General features: G+C 63.8%; 16 protein-coding genes. 11 read left to right on the top strand and 5 right to left on the bottom strand.

Going from position 1 to position 18002, the window contains the following annotated elements:
* Positions 1 to 15: 15 nt before the first annotated feature.
* The gene (gene dsbD, locus ACEN9T_RS10055) at positions 16 to 1848 is read left to right on the top strand and encodes a protein-disulfide reductase DsbD (protein WP_413707654.1); all 1833 of its coding nucleotides are present in this window, start codon (positions 16 to 18) and stop codon (positions 1846 to 1848) included.
* On the opposite strand, the gene hemB is transcribed toward dsbD, so the two are convergent.
* The gene (gene hemB, locus ACEN9T_RS10060) at positions 1849 to 2844 is read right to left on the bottom strand and encodes a porphobilinogen synthase (protein ID WP_024977875.1); all 996 of its coding nucleotides are present in this window, start codon (positions 2842 to 2844) and stop codon (positions 1849 to 1851) included.
* A 150-nt stretch (positions 2845 to 2994) separates the two neighbouring features.
* Positions 2995 to 3696 carry a ribosome biogenesis GTP-binding protein YihA/YsxC gene (yihA, locus tag ACEN9T_RS10065; protein WP_024977874.1) on the bottom strand — a complete coding sequence of 234 codons (702 nt, stop codon included), beginning with the start codon at positions 3694 to 3696 and terminating at the stop codon, positions 2995 to 2997.
* A gap of 255 nt (positions 3697 to 3951) precedes the next feature.
* Between yihA and ACEN9T_RS10070 the strand changes: the two genes are divergently transcribed.
* The 8 genes from ACEN9T_RS10070 (at position 3952) to msrQ (ending at position 11880) form a co-directional block, all read left to right on the top strand.
* Positions 3952 to 4611 carry a c-type cytochrome gene (locus tag ACEN9T_RS10070; protein ID WP_092975812.1) on the top strand — a complete coding sequence of 220 codons (660 nt, stop codon included), beginning with the start codon at positions 3952 to 3954 and terminating at the stop codon, positions 4609 to 4611.
* A gap of 112 nt (positions 4612 to 4723) precedes the next feature.
* Positions 4724 to 6928 carry a cytochrome c biogenesis protein ResB gene (locus ACEN9T_RS10075; protein ID WP_413707655.1) on the top strand — a complete coding sequence of 735 codons (2205 nt, stop codon included), beginning with the start codon at positions 4724 to 4726 and terminating at the stop codon, positions 6926 to 6928.
* Between the two features lie 7 nt (positions 6929 to 6935).
* Positions 6936 to 8123 (top strand): c-type cytochrome biogenesis protein CcsB, encoded by a 1188-nt coding sequence (gene ccsB, locus ACEN9T_RS10080; protein WP_092975806.1) that lies wholly within the window; start codon positions 6936 to 6938, stop codon positions 8121 to 8123.
* 108 nt (positions 8124 to 8231) lie between these two features.
* The gene (locus tag ACEN9T_RS10085) at positions 8232 to 8660 is read left to right on the top strand and encodes an ATP-binding protein (protein WP_092975803.1); all 429 of its coding nucleotides are present in this window, start codon (positions 8232 to 8234) and stop codon (positions 8658 to 8660) included.
* A 25-nt stretch (positions 8661 to 8685) separates the two neighbouring features.
* On the top strand, positions 8686 to 9258 hold the full coding sequence (locus ACEN9T_RS10090) for an RNA polymerase sigma factor (RefSeq protein ID WP_092975800.1): 573 nt from the start codon (positions 8686 to 8688) through the stop codon (positions 9256 to 9258).
* 8 nt (positions 9259 to 9266) lie between these two features.
* Positions 9267 to 10127 carry an anti-sigma factor family protein gene (locus ACEN9T_RS10095; RefSeq protein WP_413707656.1) on the top strand — a complete coding sequence of 287 codons (861 nt, stop codon included), beginning with the start codon at positions 9267 to 9269 and terminating at the stop codon, positions 10125 to 10127.
* Between the two features lie 93 nt (positions 10128 to 10220).
* A complete protein-coding gene (msrP, locus tag ACEN9T_RS10100) occupies positions 10221 to 11216 on the top strand; it encodes a protein-methionine-sulfoxide reductase catalytic subunit MsrP (protein WP_092975794.1) in 996 nt (331 codons plus the stop codon).
* Between the two features lie 7 nt (positions 11217 to 11223).
* Positions 11224 to 11880: a protein-methionine-sulfoxide reductase heme-binding subunit MsrQ gene (gene msrQ / locus ACEN9T_RS10105; protein ID WP_092975791.1), complete on the top strand. Its 657-nt coding sequence runs from the start codon at positions 11224 to 11226 to the stop codon at positions 11878 to 11880.
* Between the two features lie 67 nt (positions 11881 to 11947).
* Here the strand turns inward: msrQ and lysA are convergent, their stop codons facing one another.
* Together lysA and lptM are read right to left on the bottom strand one after the other, a co-directional pair.
* Entirely contained in the window at positions 11948 to 13207 is a 1260-nt protein-coding gene (lysA, locus tag ACEN9T_RS10110) for a diaminopimelate decarboxylase (RefSeq protein ID WP_413707657.1), read from the bottom strand.
* Positions 13208 to 13271: 64 nt separating this feature from the next.
* Complete coding sequence (lptM, locus tag ACEN9T_RS10115; RefSeq protein ID WP_413707658.1) at positions 13272 to 13505, bottom strand: LPS translocon maturation chaperone LptM; 234 nt, start codon at positions 13503 to 13505, stop codon at positions 13272 to 13274.
* A 138-nt stretch (positions 13506 to 13643) separates the two neighbouring features.
* Here lptM and cyaY point away from each other — a divergent pair, with 138 nt between their 5' ends.
* On the top strand, positions 13644 to 13988 hold the full coding sequence (cyaY, locus tag ACEN9T_RS10120; protein WP_102067435.1) for an iron donor protein CyaY: 345 nt from the start codon (positions 13644 to 13646) through the stop codon (positions 13986 to 13988).
* A gap of 69 nt (positions 13989 to 14057) precedes the next feature.
* Here the strand turns inward: cyaY and ACEN9T_RS10125 are convergent, their stop codons facing one another.
* Positions 14058 to 16472, bottom strand: a complete 2415-nt coding sequence (locus tag ACEN9T_RS10125) for a penicillin-binding protein 1A (protein WP_413707659.1) — start codon at positions 16470 to 16472, stop codon at positions 14058 to 14060.
* A gap of 452 nt (positions 16473 to 16924) precedes the next feature.
* Between ACEN9T_RS10125 and pilM the strand changes: the two genes are divergently transcribed.
* Positions 16925 to 17995: a type IV pilus biogenesis protein PilM gene (gene pilM / locus ACEN9T_RS10130; RefSeq protein ID WP_175537195.1), complete on the top strand. Its 1071-nt coding sequence runs from the start codon at positions 16925 to 16927 to the stop codon at positions 17993 to 17995.
* Positions 17996 to 18002 lie beyond the last annotated feature (7 nt).

Consider the following 18002-nt stretch of genomic DNA (forward strand, 5'->3'; position numbering starts at 1 on the left):
TCGATTGCCGTTGATATGACCTTTTCTTCGCTTGTGTCAGTGCGACGTGTGGTGCAGATGGTGATGCTGTTCGTCGCAGCGGCGACGCTGCCCATGCTCACGCATGCTGCTGACGATTTCCTGCCACCCGAGCAGGCATTCCGCTTCTCCGCCGCGCAAATCGACGGCCAGACTGTCGAAGTCAAGTTCGCCATTGCCGACGGCTACTACATGTATCGCGAGCGCTTCGCGGTGGCGTCGGATCCGGCAACCGTCATGCTGATGCCGCCTGACATGCCAGCAGGCAAGGTCAAGTTCGACGAAACCTTCAATAAGGACGTTGAGACCTATCGGCATGATGTCGCATTCCGTGTAAAGGCGCAGAACGCCACGGCACCATTCACGCTGATCGTCACCTCCCAAGGGTGTGCTGATCAGGGCCTGTGCTATCCGCCCATGAAGAGCCGGTTTATGGTGGAGTCCGCAACGGCGTTGCCCGGCGAGCCGACGGCAAGCGGTAACGACGCCAGCGCCGGCGACGCCCTCGACCGCATCGCCAGCACGCTCGGCAGCGGCAATCTGGGAGCGATTGCGGCGTTGTTCTTTGGGCTTGGGTTGCTGCTGACCTTCACGCCGTGCGTGCTGCCGATGCTGCCGATCCTGTCGGCGATCGTGGTTGGCGAACACGCGACGCGTTCGCGCGCAGCCATCGTGTCGGGCGCATACGTGCTCGGTATGGCAGTGGTCTATACCGTCGTGGGTGTGGCAGCCGGCTTGGCGGGGCAAGGCTTGCAAGCCGCGTTGCAGAACGCATGGGTGCTGGGCGCGTTTGCTGTATTGATGGTGGCGCTGTCGCTGTCGATGTTTGGCCTGTACGAACTCCAGTTACCAGCAGCTTGGCGCGATCACCTCACAAAAGCTTCCAGCAAGCATGGCGGCGGCGAGATTGTGGGAGCCGTCGTGATGGGTGCGCTGTCGGCGTTGATTGTGTCGCCGTGTGTGACGCCGGCATTGGCGGGCGCGCTGGCCTATATCGCGCGGACCGGCAACGCCGCGATCGGCGGTATGGCGTTGTTTGCGATGTCGATCGGCATGGGCGTGCCGCTCGTGCTTGTGGGTGTGGGGGCGGGCAACCTGCTGCCGCGCGCTGGTCACTGGCTGATCGTCACCAAGGCGGTGTTCGGTTTCATCCTGCTGGCTGTGGCGCTTTGGATCTTGCAGCCGGTGTTGCCAGTGTGGGCGGTAATGGTCGCCTGGGGTGGGTTGCTGATCGGTGCGGCGGTGTTTCTGCGGACATTCGATTCGCTGCCGGATGGCGCGGGCAACGTGCAGCGCTTGGGCAAGGCCGCAGGTGTGTTGTTCGCGCTGGCGGGTGCGGCGCAACTGGTTGGCGTCGCCGCTGGGGGGCGCGATCCGCTGCAACCGCTGAGCGGATTGATTCGCGCATCGGCGGGCACGTCCGCGCAAGCCGAAGCACACGGCGTGACATTCAAGCGCGTGAAGAGCATCGCCGAACTCGATGACGAAGTGCGCAACGCGAGCGCATCGGGTCGTGCGGTGATGCTCGATTTCTACGCCGACTGGTGCGTCAGCTGCAAAGAGATGGAGCGCCTGACCTTTACCGATGCACGGGTGCGGAAAGCGCTGGCGGATGTGGTGTTGCTGCAGGCCGACGTGACGGCCAACAACGCGGATGATCAAGCGCTGCTTAAGCGCTTTGGTTTGTTCGGCCCGCCCGGCACGATCTTCTTCGATTCGCAGGGTCGCGAACTGAAAGCGCGTGTGGTTGGTTTTGAGCGCGCCGACACCTTCCTGGAAAGCCTGCGCCGCGCGATCGGCACGACGCAGGCAGTCAAGCCGACGGCCTGATTACGCGCGCAGCAGGCGTGCGGCGTCCAGTGCGAAATACGTCAGGATGCCGTTCGCCCCGGCGCGCTTGAATGCCAGCAGCGATTCCAGCACGACCTTGTCGTGATCCAGCCAGCCGTTCTGCGCGGCGGCTTTCAGCATCGCGTATTCACCGCTGACCTGATAGACGTAGGTCGGAAAGCGAAACTCGTCCTTCACGCGGCGAACGATGTCGAGATACGGCATACCGGGCTTGACCATCACCATGTCGGCCCCTTCGGCGATGTCGAGCGCCACTTCGCGCAGTGCTTCGTCCGAGTTGGCCGGGTCCATCTGGTAAGTCATCTTGTTGCTCTTGCCCAGATTGGCCGCCGAGCCCACTGCATCACGGAACGGGCCGTAGAACGCCGAAGCGTACTTCGCCGCGTAGGCCATGATGCGCGTGTGGATGTGGTCGTCATTCTCTAGCGCCAGGCGAATCGCACCGATGCGGCCGTCCATCATGTCCGACGGCGCGACGATGTCCACGCCCGCCTCGGCTTGCACCAGGGCCTGGCGCATCAGGATATCCACCGTCTCTTCGTTGAGGACATATCCGTTGGCGTCGAGCACGCCGTCCTGGCCATGGCTCGTGTACGGATCGAGCGCCACATCGGTCAGGATGCCCAATTCAGGGAAGCGCGCCTTGAGCGCCTTTACCGCGCGCGGGATCAGGCCATCCGCATTGGTGGCCTCGATGCCATCCGGCGTCTTGAGCGAGGGCTCGATAACGGGGAAGAGCGCCAACACCGGGACGCCAAGCTGCACGCACTGCTCGGCCACGCTCAGCAGTACATCGATCGACACGCGCTCGACACCCGGCATGGACGGCACGGCCTGTCGCACGTTGGTGCCTTCGAGGATGAAGACCGGGTAGATCAGGTCGTCGGGAGTGAGGCGCGATTCGCGCATCATGCGGCGGGAGAAATCGTCGCGGCGCATGCGGCGCGGACGATGGTCGGGGAAGCTCGCGATCATTTCAGCAGACCCTAAGAACACACTGTGAAGTTTCGAAACCTTTGTCGCGATTATCCATCCTATGCACGGACAATGCGCCAGCGACGCTGATGCAGCGTCCCCCGCGGCTCCTCCCTGACGCGGGTTCCCATCGATGGCTCGATGGGGTCGTTACCCCCGTTGCGTGTTTGGCGACGGGGTTTTTTTTGCCTGCTCGGCGTGCGGCTCGGGCTCCAGCGCTTCGGGCAAGCACAGCCAGCCTGCGACAATTCGCTGCGCCTCTTCGATGCCGCGGCGCTTCAGGCTGGAGAACAACTGCACCGTGAGCGACACATCGCCGTCGATCTGCGCGCGGTAATCGGCCAGCACCTTGCGTGCCGCCATGAGCGCGCGCGAGGCGTCGTTGTTGGTCAGCTTGTCCGCTTTCGTGAGCAGCACATGGATAGGCTTGCCCGTCGGCAGGAACCACTCGACCATCTGGCAATCGAGGTCGGTAAACGGACGGCGCGCATCCATCATGATGACGAGCCCCGCGAGTTGCTGGCGCGCCTTGACGTAGTCGCCCAGAAGGTGAACCCAGTGCGATTTGGTCTCGCCGGGTGCTTCGGCATAGCCGTAACCGGGCAGGTCGACCAGGAAGCCGAGCGGGTCTTCCGCCTTGGCGGGCATCACCGAGAAATAGTTGATGTGCTGCGTGCGGCCGGGCGTCTTACTGGAAAACGCCAGCCGCTTCTGATTGCACAGGATGTTGATCGCGGTGGATTTGCCTGCGTTGGAGCGGCCCGCAAACGCGACTTCCGGCACGGCGGTCGCCGGTAAATCACGCAGATGATTGACGGTGATGAAGAAACGGGCTTGATGCAGGAGCGACATGCGCGGCAGTACCTGTAAACTGCAGTTCAGAACTGCGTGGTTGCTGCGCCGCGAGGTCGCATTGCAGAGGTGTTATTGTACAATACGCCGGTTTACGGACGTCCCCACCAGATCCGCCGCAGGACCGCCCCGAGACCCGGGCCGGTCCGTTTTCATGCGCTGATCTGGCACGAGGAGAAGGGGGCGCCCGGCGCCGCAGGGTCCCGCATGGGCGGCGCACGCAGCATTCGAAAACAATCTAAACAAGGTGTGCGAATGAACCGCATCGCGAACGTTTTTGCTGTCGCAGCGCTGTCCCTGGCATCGGTCTTCTCCATGGCCCATGCCGAAGAGCAAAAAGTCGCCAAGGGCGACGCCGCGCGCGGCGAAACGATCTTCAACACCGGTGTGCCCGCCAATGGCGTGCCCGCGTGTACCAGTTGTCACGGTGCTGGCGGCAACAGCGCCATGAACGTCAACCCGAAGCTGGCTGGCCAGCACGCCGAATACGTCGAAAAGCAGCTCAAGGATTTCAAGGCCAAGACCGACCGTAACCAGCCGGTCATGTCGCTGTACGCCGGCGCCCTGTCGGATCAGGACATGAAGGACATTGGCGCCTACCTGGGCAAGCAAGCGGCTTGGAAGCCGGGCTCGGCCAAGAGCAAGGACACCATCGAACTGGGCCAGAAGCTGTATCGCGGCGGCGACGCCAAGCGCGGTATTGCCGCATGTGCAGGTTGCCACGGCCCGACGGGTGCCGGCATCCCGGCGCAATATCCGCGTATCGCTGGTCAGTTCTCTGAATACACTGAAGCGCAACTGGTTGCCTTCCAAAGCGGCACCCGCAAGAACAGCGTACAGATGCACGACCTGGCCGGTCGCATGACGGCCCAGCAGATCAAGGCGGTGGCCGACTACATTGCTGGCCTGCGCTAATCTGCCGCACCCGGCCGTCATGTGACGGTCGCACAATCAACAAGAAGAACAGGGTGGCAATGCGCCTGGCATCGCCACCCTGTTTTCGTTTTTGAACAGGTTGTCTCCCCGCATGTCTTCGGTCTCCACTTCCGGCGTCCAGATTCGTTCCCGCCGTCGCGCGCTGCGCGAGGCGGTCGAGTTGCTGTCGTCGATGCGCTTTGCGATCAGCCTCCTGACGGTGATCGCCATTGCCAGCGTGATCGGCACGGTGCTCAAGCAGAACGATCCGTACCCGAACTACGTCAACCAGTTTGGGCCGTTCTGGGCCGATGTGTTCCGTTCGCTGACGCTGCCCACGGTCTATAGCGCCTGGTGGTTTTTGCTGATCTTGGCGTTCTTGGTGGTGTCGACCTCGCTGTGCATCGTGCGCAATGCCCCCAAGATGCTGGCCGACATGCGCGCCTGGCGCGAGAACGTGCGCGAAGGCAGCCTGCGCGCGTTCCACCACCGGGACGAATATGATTCACCCGTCGATATTGCAACCGTGACCGCACGCCTGGCCGCACTCGCCCAGAACCGCGGTTTCCGGATCAAGGCGTTCGCGCGCGATGGTGGTTCGACGCTCATCACAGCAAAGGCGGGGGCGGGTAACAAGATCGGCTACATCCTGGCGCACACGGCCATCGTCGTGATCTGTATCGGCGGGCTGCTGGACGGCGACATGATGATCCGTGCGCAGATGTGGTTTGGCGGCAAGTCGCCCATCAAGGGCAATGCGGTCATCAGCGACATTGGGTCGGAGCATCGGCTCTCGACGTCGAACCCGGGCTTCCGCGGTAATGCATTCGTGCCGGAAGGTTCGAGCGTCAGCACGGCGATCCTGAACATTGCCGACGGCGCGCTGATCCAGGACTTGCCGTTCATGATCACGCTCAAGAAGTTCACCGTTGAGCATTATTCGACCGGCATGCCAAAGCTGTTCGCTAGCGACATCGTCGTGACCGACCGTCGTACCGGTAAGCAGACCGCTGCGCGCGTGGAGGTGAACAAGCCGTTCGTGTATGACGGCGTGGCGATCTACCAGTCGAGCTTTGAAGATGGCGGCTCGAAACTCAAGCTGACCGGTTTCCCGATGCAAGGTGACAACGCCAAGACGTTCGATATGTCGGGCGTCGTGGGCGAAAGCTCCAAGCTCACCGGCAAGGGTGGCGACTACACGGTCGAGTTCTCCGACTTCCGCCTGATGAATGTCGAAACGGTGACGGACGCCTCGGGCAAGCAGGACGCTCGCGGCGTCGGCAAGAAGGGCGGTGCGGAAAGTGGTCTGCGCGCGGAGCTTGGCAACGTGACCAAGATGACGCGCGACCGCGACCTGCGCAACGTTGGCCCCTCGGTGCAGTACAAGCTGCGCGACGCCAACGGCCAGGCGCACGAGTTCAGTAATTACATGCAGCCGGTTACGCTGGATGGGCAGTCGGTGTTCCTTGCCGGCATGCGCTCACAGCCCGACGAGCCGTTCCGCTACCTGCGCATTCCTGCGGACGCACAAGGCACCGTCGGCGACTGGATGCGCCTGCGCGCTGCGCTGCAAAATCCGGCGATGCGGGGCGAAGCGGCGCGCCGGTTTGCGCTGCTCTCCATGCCCGGCGAGCAGCGTGCGGAACTCCGCAGCCAGTTGATGGAAAGCGCCCGTCGCGCGCTCGATCTCTTTGCCGGTGCCGCCGATGTGAAGGACGGCTCCGCGGGTGCACAGGGCGGCTTCGCCGCAGTTGCCACGTTCCTGCAGAAATCGGTGCCCGAAGGCGAGCGCGAGAAGGCTGCCGATGTGCTGATGAAGATCATCAACAGCTCGATGTGGGAGTTGTGGCAACTGGCCCGCGCGCAGGACGGCCAACCAGCACCCATCGTGGATGCGGCCAGCAGCCAGTGGTTGCAAAGCGCCATCAACGCGCTGTCGGACAACGCCTTCTACGGTGCACCGGTGTATCTGCAGCTGACCGACTTCCAGCAAGTGCAGGCCAGCGTGTTCCAGCTCACACGTGCGCCGGGCAAAAACATCGTGTATCTTGGGTCGTTGCTGCTGGTGCTGGGCGTGTTCTCGATGTTTTACGTGCGAGAGCGCCGCTGGTGGCTGTGGATCCGGCCGCAATCCGGTCAGGCCAACGAAAGCGCCTCCGGCGCACATGTGCTGACCGCCATGTCGACCATGCGCCGCACGCTCGACTTCGACCGCGAGTTCGAGCGCCTCAAGCACGATATCCGCGCCGCGGCAGGAGCCCCGGGCGCCCCCGACGCCGCCAGTGCAGCGAGCGTCGACCCCAAACCAACGAAGTGAGCCGGTGATGGAAGCGAGCAATCCCCAAACGACCATGGCGAGCGCTGATCTGGGTGCGCTGCAGCGTCCCTCGTATTTCCGCCGCTTGGGCTGGTTTGACTGGCTGTTTGCTGCAATGCTGGCGGCCGGCGCAGGTTACGCCTTCTCCCGCTACGGCGCTTACATGGATGGTTACGAGCGCGGCATTCTTGTCGCTGCCGTGCCCGCCTTCGCATGGCTGGGCTGGACGTGGAAGCCGGTGCGCGTGCTGATGATCGGCATCGCCGTGTTGGCGCTGTTCGGTATCTCGCAATACGCCGGCGCCAATGGCCCGGATCTCGCCCGGGCCGAGCACGCCTTCTTTCTCAAGTATTTCCTTGCCAGTCAGTCGGCCATCCTGTGGATGAGCGCGCTGATCTTCCTGTCCACGCTGTTTTTCTGGACGGGTTTTCTGCTGCGCTGGGAGGCGGGCGGGTCGATCGGCAGCAAGCTGTGCTGGGCAGCCGTGGTGCTCGGCCTGACCGGCATGCTGGTGCGGTGGTACGAGTCGTACCTCGTGGGCGCAGACATTGGCCACATCCCCATCTCGAATCTGTACGAGGTGTTCATCCTCTTTACGCTGATCACCTCGCTCTTCTATCTGTACTACGAGCAGCGCTACAAGACGCGCGCGCTGGGGCCGTTCGTGATGCTGGTGGTGTCGGCGGCGGTGGGTTTTCTGCTGTGGTACACGGTGTCGCGCAGCGCGCAGGAGATCCAGCCGCTGGTGCCGGCACTGCAGAGCTGGTGGATGAAGATCCACGTACCGGCCAATTTCATCGGTTACGGCACGTTCGCGCTGTCGGCCATGGTCGGTGCGGCTTATCTGCTGAAGGAGCGCGGCGTGCTGGCCGATCGCCTGCCGTCGCTCGAAGTGCTGGACGACGTGATGTACAAGGCCATCACCGTGGGCTTTGCGTTCTTCACCATCGCCACGATTCTCGGCGCGCTGTGGGCGGCTGACGCCTGGGGCGGCTACTGGAGCTGGGACCCGAAGGAAACCTGGGCGCTGATCGTTTGGCTGAACTACGCCGCGTGGCTGCACATGCGCCTGATGAAGGGGCTGCGCGGTCGCATGGCAGCCTGGTGGGCGCTGATTGGCCTGTTGGTGACGACGTTCGCCTTCCTGGGCGTGAACATGTTCCTCTCGGGCCTGCACAGCTACGGCGAACTGTAAGCCGCAAGTCACAAAAAATTCTCGGCAGACTGGAATAAAGACGCGCTTAGCGTGTTTACTGCTCAGTGAGGGCGCGATCGGCGCGCCTCTCCATCCAAGGAGAACAAGATGAGCCAGTCTGCAGCTTCCCTGAAGTCGTTCAACCCGCGCGCCGCGTTGGCCGGCGCCGCGCTGCTTGCCGCATTCGGTTTGGCAGGCTGCAGCGGCATGGGCATGGGCGCGTCGTCCGCGCCGTCGGCCGTCAAGGTGACCAATGGCACGCTCACAGATGAGCACGGCATGGCGCTTTACACGTTCGACCGTGACGCCATGGCTGGCAAGAGCGCCTGCAACGGCAAGTGCGCCGAGAACTGGCCGCCGCTGGCAGCCAATGACGCCGACAAGCCGTCCGGCGACTACACCATCATCACGCGAGACGACGGCAAGAAACAGTGGGCCTATCGCGGCAAGCCGCTCTACCTCTGGAGCAAGGACAAGATGCCGGGCGACCAGACCGGAGACGGCTTCATGAACGTTTGGCACGTCGCCAAGCCGTAAGTACGACGCCTTCGCTCGCGCCCCTATGTCCGACCTGGCCAGCCGGCTGATTGCGCTCACACCACGCCTGCGCCGACACGCGCGCGGCCTGATGCGTGACGCCAGTCGTGCTGACGATCTTGTCCAGGACACGCTGGAACGCGCCTGGCGTTACCGCTGGCGCTTCCAACTGCGGCCCCGGCTTGGTTCGATCGGGCAGATTGGGGCGAAGGGCGAGGGCGACGGGCTGTTTGCGTGGCTGCTCACCATCATGCATCGGCTGCACCTGAACGCCGTGCGCCGGCCCGATCGGATCGAGCTGAGCGACTCGCCTCCCGAGATCCCCGTCGACGACGATCCCGGCTTGCGCCGTGATCTGCTGCGTGCGCTGGCGACGCTGCCCGAAGATCAACGTGCTGTACTGCTGCTGGTGGGCTTGGAGCAGTTTGCCTACAAGGAAGCCGCCGACGTGCTAGGCGTGCCGGTGGGCACGGTGATGTCGCGGCTGTCGCGGGCGCGTGAGCGGATGCGCGTGGCGCTCGACGGTTCGCCCGAAGCGGCGCGTGCATCGGCAGCATCTGGCGACAGCAGCAGCGCAGCGCTGCACCGCGTGAAGTGAGGCTCGCCATGCCCTCCAATTCCATTCATATCGACGAACTTCACGCCTATGCCGACGGCCGCTTGCCCGCGGCGCGCCGCGCTGTCGTGGAGGCCTATCTTGCTGCGCACCCGCATGCAGCCGCCGAGGTCGCGGGCTGGCGCAAGACGGACGCGCAATTGCACTACGCGCTCGATCCGCTGCTCAACGAACCGGTGCCGCAGCGTCGCATTCCGGCGGCAATCTTGGCGGCGGCACGTCGCCCGACGACCAGCGGCTTTGGCGCAATGCGCGGCTGGAGCGCGGTGGCGCTGGGCGTCGTGTGCCTGGCCATTGGCTCGGGTGCCGGTTGGCTGGGCCGAGGTGCCGTCGAGCGCACCATGCCCATGCAGCGTTTCGCCAACGATGCACTCGTATCGCACGTCGTCTTTTCTCCCGAGTCGAAACATATGGTGGAGGTGCCGGCCGATGAAGAGGCGCATCTCGTCACATGGTTGTCGCGGCGGCTCGATGCGCAGTTGCGTGTTCCCGACCTGACGTCGCTCGGCTACCGGCTCATCGGCGGGCGCCAGACGGTGGTGGCGGATGCACCTACGGCCATGCTGATGTACGAGGGGCCCGGCGGCACGCGTATCTCGTTGCAGTTGCGGCGCATGCCGAACAACCGCGATACGGGCTTCCGGCTGGAGACGCTCGCCCCGGACAACCGCGTGCTGCAGGCGATTCATCCTGCTGTGGATCACCCGCCACCGATGGCGTTCTACTGGGCTGATCGCGGCCTGGGGTTTGCGGTCGCCGGCCCGCTGGCGCGGCCGCAGTTGCTGGAAGTGGCCCAGGTGGTCTATCGGCAGTACAGCGAATTCACCGGACCAGCGCCCCGCAAGGAATAGCGCCATATTTTTTTCCGCGCTTTGTCAGGTTGGCGGCGCGGGCACGACCAACGCACATGGGACAGCGTTCCCGCACAACGAGGACCACGAATCATGTTGATCAAGACTGACCGCTGGCTGCGTGGCGACGACATCCCCGCCAGCGAGATCACACCGCAGCACATCTTCGAGCAGCGCCGCCGTTTCTTGGCCGCTGCCGCCATGGGTGCGGCCGGCGCGACGCTGGCGCCGTGGGCGTCGCGCGAGGCCTTTGCCGCCAACCCTTCGCTGGCAAAGTTGCCCGGCAAGCCGAATCCTGCGTACACGACCGTGGAGAAAGCCACCCCGTACGACCAGGTCACCACGTACAACAACTTCTACGAGTTCGGCACCGACAAGGCTGACCCGGCGCGCTATGCCGGTACGCTGCGCCCGCACCCGTGGCAAGTCAGCGTGGAGGGTTTGGTGAAAACCCCCAAAACCTACGACCTGGACGACCTGATGAAGCTCGCGCCGATGGAAGAGCGTGTCTACCGCCTGCGTTGCGTCGAGGGCTGGTCGATGGTGATTCCGTGGGTGGGCTTCCCGCTGGCCGAGTTGATCAAGCGGGTGGAGCCCCAGGGCAGCGCCAAGTACATCCAGTTCATCTCGCTGGCCGACAAACGGCAGATGCCCGGCGTCAGCAGCCCCGTGCTCGAGTGGCCGTACAGCGAAGGCTTGCGCCTGGACGAGGCGATGCATCCGCTGGCGCTGCTCACCTTTGGCCTTTACGGCCAGGTGCTGCCGAACCAGAACGGTGCGCCCGTGCGCGTGATCGTGCCGTGGAAGTACGGCTTCAAGAGCGCGAAGTCGATCGTCAAGATCCGCTTTGTCGACAAGCAACCGCCGACGAGCTGGAACCTTGCTGCGGCCAACGAATATGGCTTCTATTCCAACGTGAACCCGACCGTGGATCACCCGCGCTGGAGCCAAGCCACTGAACGCCGCATCGGCGAGGACAAAGGCGGCTTCGGCGGCCTGTTCGCGCCCAAGCGCAAGACGCTGATGTTCAACGGCTACGAGCAGGTCGCCCCGCTGTACGCGGGCATGGACCTGCGCAAGAACTTCTGAGGCTGACATGACACTGCTGCCGCCGATGTTGCCGCCCAAGCAGTTGCGTGTGGTGAAGGCGACCGCGTGGGTCGTTGCGCTCCTGCCGTTCCTGCGCATCGTCTTCCTGGGCGCGACCGATCAGTTCGGGCCGAATCCTCTGGAGTTCGTCACCCGCTCGACCGGTACGTGGACGCTGGTGCTGCTGTGCTGCACGCTGGCCATCACGCCGCTGCGCCGGATTACGGGTATGAACTGGCTGGTCCGGCTGCGCCGCATGCTTGGGCTGTACACGTTCTTCTACGGCTCGATCCACTTCCTGATCTGGCTGCTGGTGGACCGCGGGCTTGATCCAGCCTCGATGCTCAAGGACATCGTCAAGCGGCCTTTCATCACCGTTGGTTTCGCGGCGTTCGTGCTGATGATTCCGCTGGCCGCCACGTCGACCAACGCGATGGTGCGCAGGCTCGGTGGCAAGCGCTGGCAGTGGCTGCACCGGCTTGTCTACGTGACCGGCGTGCTCGGCATCCTGCATTACTGGTGGCACAAGGCCGGGAAGCACGACTTTGCGGAAGTGTCGATTTACGCGGCAGTGATGACGGTGCTGCTTGGGTTGCGGGTGTGGTGGGCGTGGCGCTCGCAGCGCGGTGCGATGGCCGGTGCAGCGATGCCGGCGCGCGATTGACGCTGATCGCGCCCATAAAAAAGCCGACGTTTGTGCGTCGGCTTTTTCTTTGCGGGGGGAGGCGGACTTACGCGGGGAACAGATGCTCCCCGCGGATCAGGTCTTCAAAGCACTCGCGCTCGCGTGCCAGGTGCATCTTGTTACCATCGACGATGACCTCGGCCGCGCGATTGCGCGTGTTGTAGTTCGAACTCATCGTGAAACCGTACGCGCCGGCCGACAGGATCGCCAGCACGTCGCCCGGCTGCACTGCCAGCGAACGATCGCGGCCGAGCCAGTCGCCGGATTCGCATACCGGGCCCACGACGTCGTAGACGACCGGCGCGCTCTGGCCTTCGCGCACCGGCACGATATGGTGATACGCCTCGTACATCGCGGGGCGGGTGAGATCATTCATCGCCGCATCGACGATGCAGAAGTTTTTGCTCGCGCCAGGCTTGAGGTATTCGACGCGCGTGAGCAACAGGCCCGCGTTGCCCACCAGCGAGCGGCCCGGCTCGAACAGCACGGTGCGATCGCCAAAGCCGCGTTGCTCGACGCGGTCGAGCAGCGTGCGCGCGAAGGCGGTGATGTCCGGCGGCGTCTCGTCCGTATAGGTAATGCCCAGACCGCCGCCCACATCGATGTGCGACAGGCGGATGCCCTCAGCATCCAGTTGCGTCACCACGTCGAGCACCTTGTCCAGTGCATCCAGATACGGTGACACCTCGGTGATCTGCGAGCCGATATGGCAGTCGATGCCGACCACGCGCAGGTTCGGCATCGCAGCGGCCGCGCGGTACGTCGGCAGCACTTCGTCAAACGCCACCCCGAACTTGTTGCCCTTCAGGCCCGTCGAGATGTACGGGTGCGTCTTGGCGTCCACGTCCGGGTTGATGCGCAGCGACACGGGCGCGACCTTGCCCATCGAGGCGGCCACGTCGTTCAGGCGGTGCAGCTCGGGAATCGACTCCACGTTGAAGCACGCCACGCCGACTTCCAGCGCGAACCGCATTTCGTCCGCGCTCTTGCCCACGCCCGAGAACACCACCTTCGAGGCCTGTGCGCCAGCGGCCAGCACGCGCTTCAGTTCGCCGGCGGAAACGATGTCAAAGCCTGCGCCCAGCTGTGCGAACACCTGCAGCACGGCGAGGTTCGAGTTGGCCTTCATGGCGTACTGCACATGCGCGTTGCGGCCCTCGCATGCGGCGGCGTAGGCGCGATAGTTGGCGGTGAGCGCGGCGCGCGAGTACACGTAGGTGGGCGTGCCGAACTGCGCGGCAATCGCGTCCAGCGCGACGCCTTCGATCATCAGCGCGCCTTCCTGGCGAATCAGGGACTCGGACATGATTGGGAACATTCTGGGCGCCGCACCAGAGAGGGTTGGCGCCGGTTGAGCAAAAAGGACGGGATCAGTGGTTTGCGGGTACCGCGCTGGCGGCATCGGCGGCTGCGGGTTTGGCGCCCGGCACCGGCGGCTGCGGCACGGCGTTCGGCCCGGCGATGCCGGGGTCCGTGGTTTGCGGCGCGGTTGGCGCCGGCGGCACCTTGGGCATGTACAGCGGCCCGCGAATCCCGCAGCCGGATAGGCCTGCGACCGTCAGGGTCAGGCCGACAGTGGCTACAATGGCGGCGGTTCGTATCATCGGATGATGGTGCAGAAAGGAGGCCCCAGGGGTGTAACCCTTGCGGCGATCGGAGTCATATGGGACGAGGCGCCTGCTGGTCAGGACGGGCCGGAAAGGGCCGCCACGCAACGTCCGCGCAAGATTTTGGAGTGTAGCATGCCCCCCCTGAGCGAATCGGAGTTCCTGGCGCTGGCCGAGGCGGAACTCAGCCGCATCGAAAGCATCGTTGAAACGGCTGCCGACGAGGCCGATGCCGACATCGAGGTCAACCGCACCGGTAACGTGCTGACCCTCGAATTCGACGATGGCTCCAAGATCATCATCAACAGCCAGGCGCCGATGCAGGAACTGTGGGTGGCGGCGCGTGCGGGCGGTTTTCATTTCCGCCGCGGCGACGACGGCCGCTGGGTCGATACGCGCAGCAAGGAAGAGCTGTATGTGGCGCTCTCGCGCTATGTCAGCCAGCAAAGCGATGTGGATGTGACATTGGCGGCCGGCTGAGCGCAGCGTTCTCGTCGGATGCCAAATTAAAAGCCGCTCCGAAGGGCGGCTTTTTCATGGGCGCGACGTTCAGTTGCCGCGGAACATGTCGAGAATCTTCTGTTTCTCCTGTTCCTGCGTTGGCGCCAGATTGACGCCAGGCTGCTGCGACTGGTCGCCGGCCGGTGCGGATGCTCCCGGCATGGCATCGCCCAGGCCCACCGAAGCCACGCCCTGACCGTTGGCGTATTCCTCGTAGGCCCAGTCGCCGGCCATCTGCACGACGCCTTCGGGCGGCTGACGCTCGGTCTGGGGCTCACCCTTGAGCGCGTAGCCCATGTAGTTGATCCAGATCGGCAGGGCCAAGCCACCACCGGTTTCACGATCGCCGAGGCTGCGCGGGTTGTCGTAGCCCATCCAGGCCACGCCCACTAGCTTGGGCGTGTAGCCGCAGAACCAGGCGTCGAACGAGTCGTTGGTGGTACCGGTCTTGCCAGCCATGTCGTTGCGGCCCAGCTTGACCTTGGCCTGGTAGCCCGTGCCGCTCGACACCACACTGCGCAACAGCGAATCCATGATGAAGTCGTTGCGCGGATCGATCACGCGCACAGCGTCTTTGCCGGCGGTCATCGGATGGCTCTGCTGCACGACGGTACCGCGCGCATCCACCACGCGATCGATGATGTATGGGTTTACGCGGTAGCCGCCGTTGGCGAACACCGAGTAGCCGCTCGCCATCTGCAGCATCGTCACTGAACCTGCGCCCAGCGCCATCGGCAGATAGGCCGGGTGCCGGTCGGCGTCGAACCCGAAGCGCGTGATGTACTGCTGCGCGTACTGCGTACCAATCGCGCGCAGGATGCGCACCGACACCAGGTTCTTCGACTTTTGCAGCGCGCGGCGCATCGTCATCGGGCCGTCGTAGCCGCCGCCGTAGTTTTTCGGCTCCCACACCTGGCCGCCGGTGTCGCCGGTCGGGATGGAGAGCGGCGCGTCATTGATGACCGTAGACGGCGAGAAACCCTTGTCCACCGCCGCCGAGTAGATGAACGGCTTGAAGCTGGAACCCGGCTGGCGCCAGGCCTGCGTGACGTGGTTGAACTTGCTGCGGTTGAAGTCGAAGCCGCCGACCATCGAGTAGATCGCGCCTGTCTGCGGATCCAGCGAGATAAAGCCCGAGGCCACTTCCGGCAACTGCGTGATCGACCACTTCTGCGTCTTCGTATCCTGAATCACGCGGATCACCGCGCCCGGGCGCAGCTTGATCTTCGGCTGTGCATTGTTCGACAGCGCCGCCTGTGCAAAGCGCAGACCGTCACCCGCCAAGTCGATCGTCTCACCGGTCAGCATCGTCGCGCGCACCAGCTTGGGCGTCACGCTCACCACCACGGCCGATTGCAGATCGTCGCTGTTCGGATGTTCAAGCAGGGCGTCGTCGATGGCCTGTTCGCGCTCTTCCGCATCGGAGGGCAGGTCGATGAACGCTTCAGGGCCGCGATAGCCGTGACGGCGCTCGTAGTCGAGAATGCCGCGGCGCACGGATTGGTACGCGACATCCTGGTCGGCCTTGCGCAGCGTAGTGTAGACGCTCAGGCCGCGCGTGTAGGTCTCTTCGCGGTACTGCGCGTACATCAGCTGACGCACCATTTCGGCGACGTACTCGGCGTGCACGTCGAACTCATGGCCTTCGCCGCGCACCGGCAGTTGCTCATTGATGGCTTGGGTGTACTGCTCCGGCGTGATGTAGTGCAGGTCGCGCATGCGCTGCAGGATGTATTCCTGACGCACCTTCGCGCGCTTCGGGTTCACCACCGGGTTGTACGCCGACGGCGCTTTGGGCAGGCCGGCCAGCATGGCCGCTTCGGCCAGGGTGATGTCCTTGATGTTCTTGCCGAAGTAGATCTGCTCGGCGCTGGCAAAGCCGTACGCGCGCTGGCCCAGGTAGATCTGGTTCATGTACAGCTCAAGGATCTGGTCCTTTGTCAGGCTCGCCTCGATCTTGTACGAGAGCAGCATCTCGTAGATCTTGCGCGTGTACGTCTTCTCGCTCGACAGGAAGAAGTTGCGCGCCACCTGCATCGTGATGGTCGACGCACCTTGCGACAGGCCGCCGTGCAGGTTCGCCAGGCCAGCGCGCAGTACGCCGATGAAGTCAACGCCGCCGTGCTCGTAGAAGCGGTCGTCCTCAATGGCCAGCACCGCGCGCTTCATCACGTCGGGCATCTGCGTGATCGGCACGAAGCTGCGGCGCTCCTCACCGAATTCACCGATGAGGACGTTGTCGGCGGTGTACACGCGCAGCGGGATCTTCGGGCGGTAATCGGTGATGGCGTCGAGCGACGGGAGGTTGGGCGCGGCGACGAGCAGGGCATAGCCCAGCAGCAGCGCTCCGACGACCCCCATGGCAACGAACAGGCCGAGCATCCAGAGAAGCAGTCGCGCCCACAGCGGGCGGCGGGCTTTGGGCGGCTTGGGCGAAGCTGGGGTGGTTTGGGCAGTAGCCATTACAGGTGGGCACCGGGGGTGTCAGTCAGCGTGGCGGCGATTATATCGTCGAGGCTTCGGGAGGCCGGCGGCATCGGACGTAACAGCACGTAACCAGTGTCACGTCAGCGTACGCGACTGCACTTGTGCGCCGCGTCATGCTTACCCTGCGGGCGGATTGTGCGCCGGACGCCCCTTGATTCAAGGCGGCTAAGAATCCGCCGATAGAAGTAGACGGAGCGGAAATCAAGTCAGACGAAAGGGGTATCCCCCGACCGTGGGGTTTTGACAACGCTTTCGGAAAGGCATGGCGCGAAATGCATCGCGGTCTGCCTGAGCGTTTGCCTGTTCTAAAGGATTTTGTGAGAATCCAGCAGCAAATCTAAGCAGGCTATGGCGCACGTTGGATTTGCGACGGGCGCCAGGGTTCAAAAAACTATAAACGGTGGGGTGTCTCTGTGCGACGGGGTTTGTTGTCCGGCCTGCTGCGCCGCAATATCGTCGGGATAGATATCGGGTCTTCCAGCGTCAAGGTGGTGGAGTTGTCCGCCAACGGCAAGCAGGGGGATTTCCGTCTCGAAAAATGCGCCAGCGAGCTGATTGAACGCAGTGCCGTCGCCGACGGCAATCTGGTGAATATCGATGCGGTGGGCAATGCGCTCAAGCGTGCCATCGCCAAGGCCGGCATCCGCGGTAAGGAAGCCGTGCTTGCCATTCCTGCAAGCCTGACGGAATCGCAAACCGTCAGCCTGCCCGACAACCTGACCGAAGACGAGCTCTTCGTGCAGGTCGAGAGCGAAGCCAATCGGCTGTTTCCGCCCTCGCAGAACGTCAATTTCGACTATGTCGTGATCGGCCCATCCGAAACCGAAGGCGGGGTCGGCGTGCGTGTCACGGCAACGGTTTCCGAGCGCGTGACCGAGCGCGTGACGGCTGCCGAGATGGCCGGCCTGAAAGCAATCGTCATGGACGTGGAAGAGAACGCCATCCAGCGCGCCATGACGCACATGCTGGCCGTCAAGCCCGACGCCACGGAAACCGAGACACGCGACATGCCCGTCGTGGCGATGTTCCACCTGGGCGGTGCGCGCTCGCATGCACTGTTCTACCAAGGCTGGAAGGAGCTCTACGAGCAGCCGATGTCAGGCTCGGGCGACCAGCTTACGCAAAGCATCTCGCGCCTGTTCTCCCTCGATCTGCTCAAGGCCGAGGTGAAGAAGCGCAAGAACACGCTGCCTGACGAATACCGCAGCCAGTTGCTCAAGCCCTCGCTGGAGACGCTGGCGATGGAAGTCGGTCAGGCGATCCAGAATTTCCTGTCGACCTCGAGCGTCGGCCGCGTGGACGAGATCGTGCTCTCGGGCGGTCACGCATCGTTGCTGGGCGTGCAGACCGCGATCCAGCAACAGACGCAGATCAATACGACGCTGGCCAATCCGTTCGCCAATATGGGCGCGGCCAAGAACGTCAACGCGCGCTATCTGCAGCGCGATCTGCCGGCCTACATCGTCAGCGCGGGCCTTGCCCTGCGCGGGCTGCAATAAGGAGCAG

The sequence above is a fragment of the Ralstonia sp. Ralssp110 genome (genome assembly GCF_047325135.1).
GTDB classification, from domain to species: Bacteria; Pseudomonadota; Gammaproteobacteria; order Burkholderiales; family Burkholderiaceae; genus Ralstonia; species Ralstonia mojiangensis.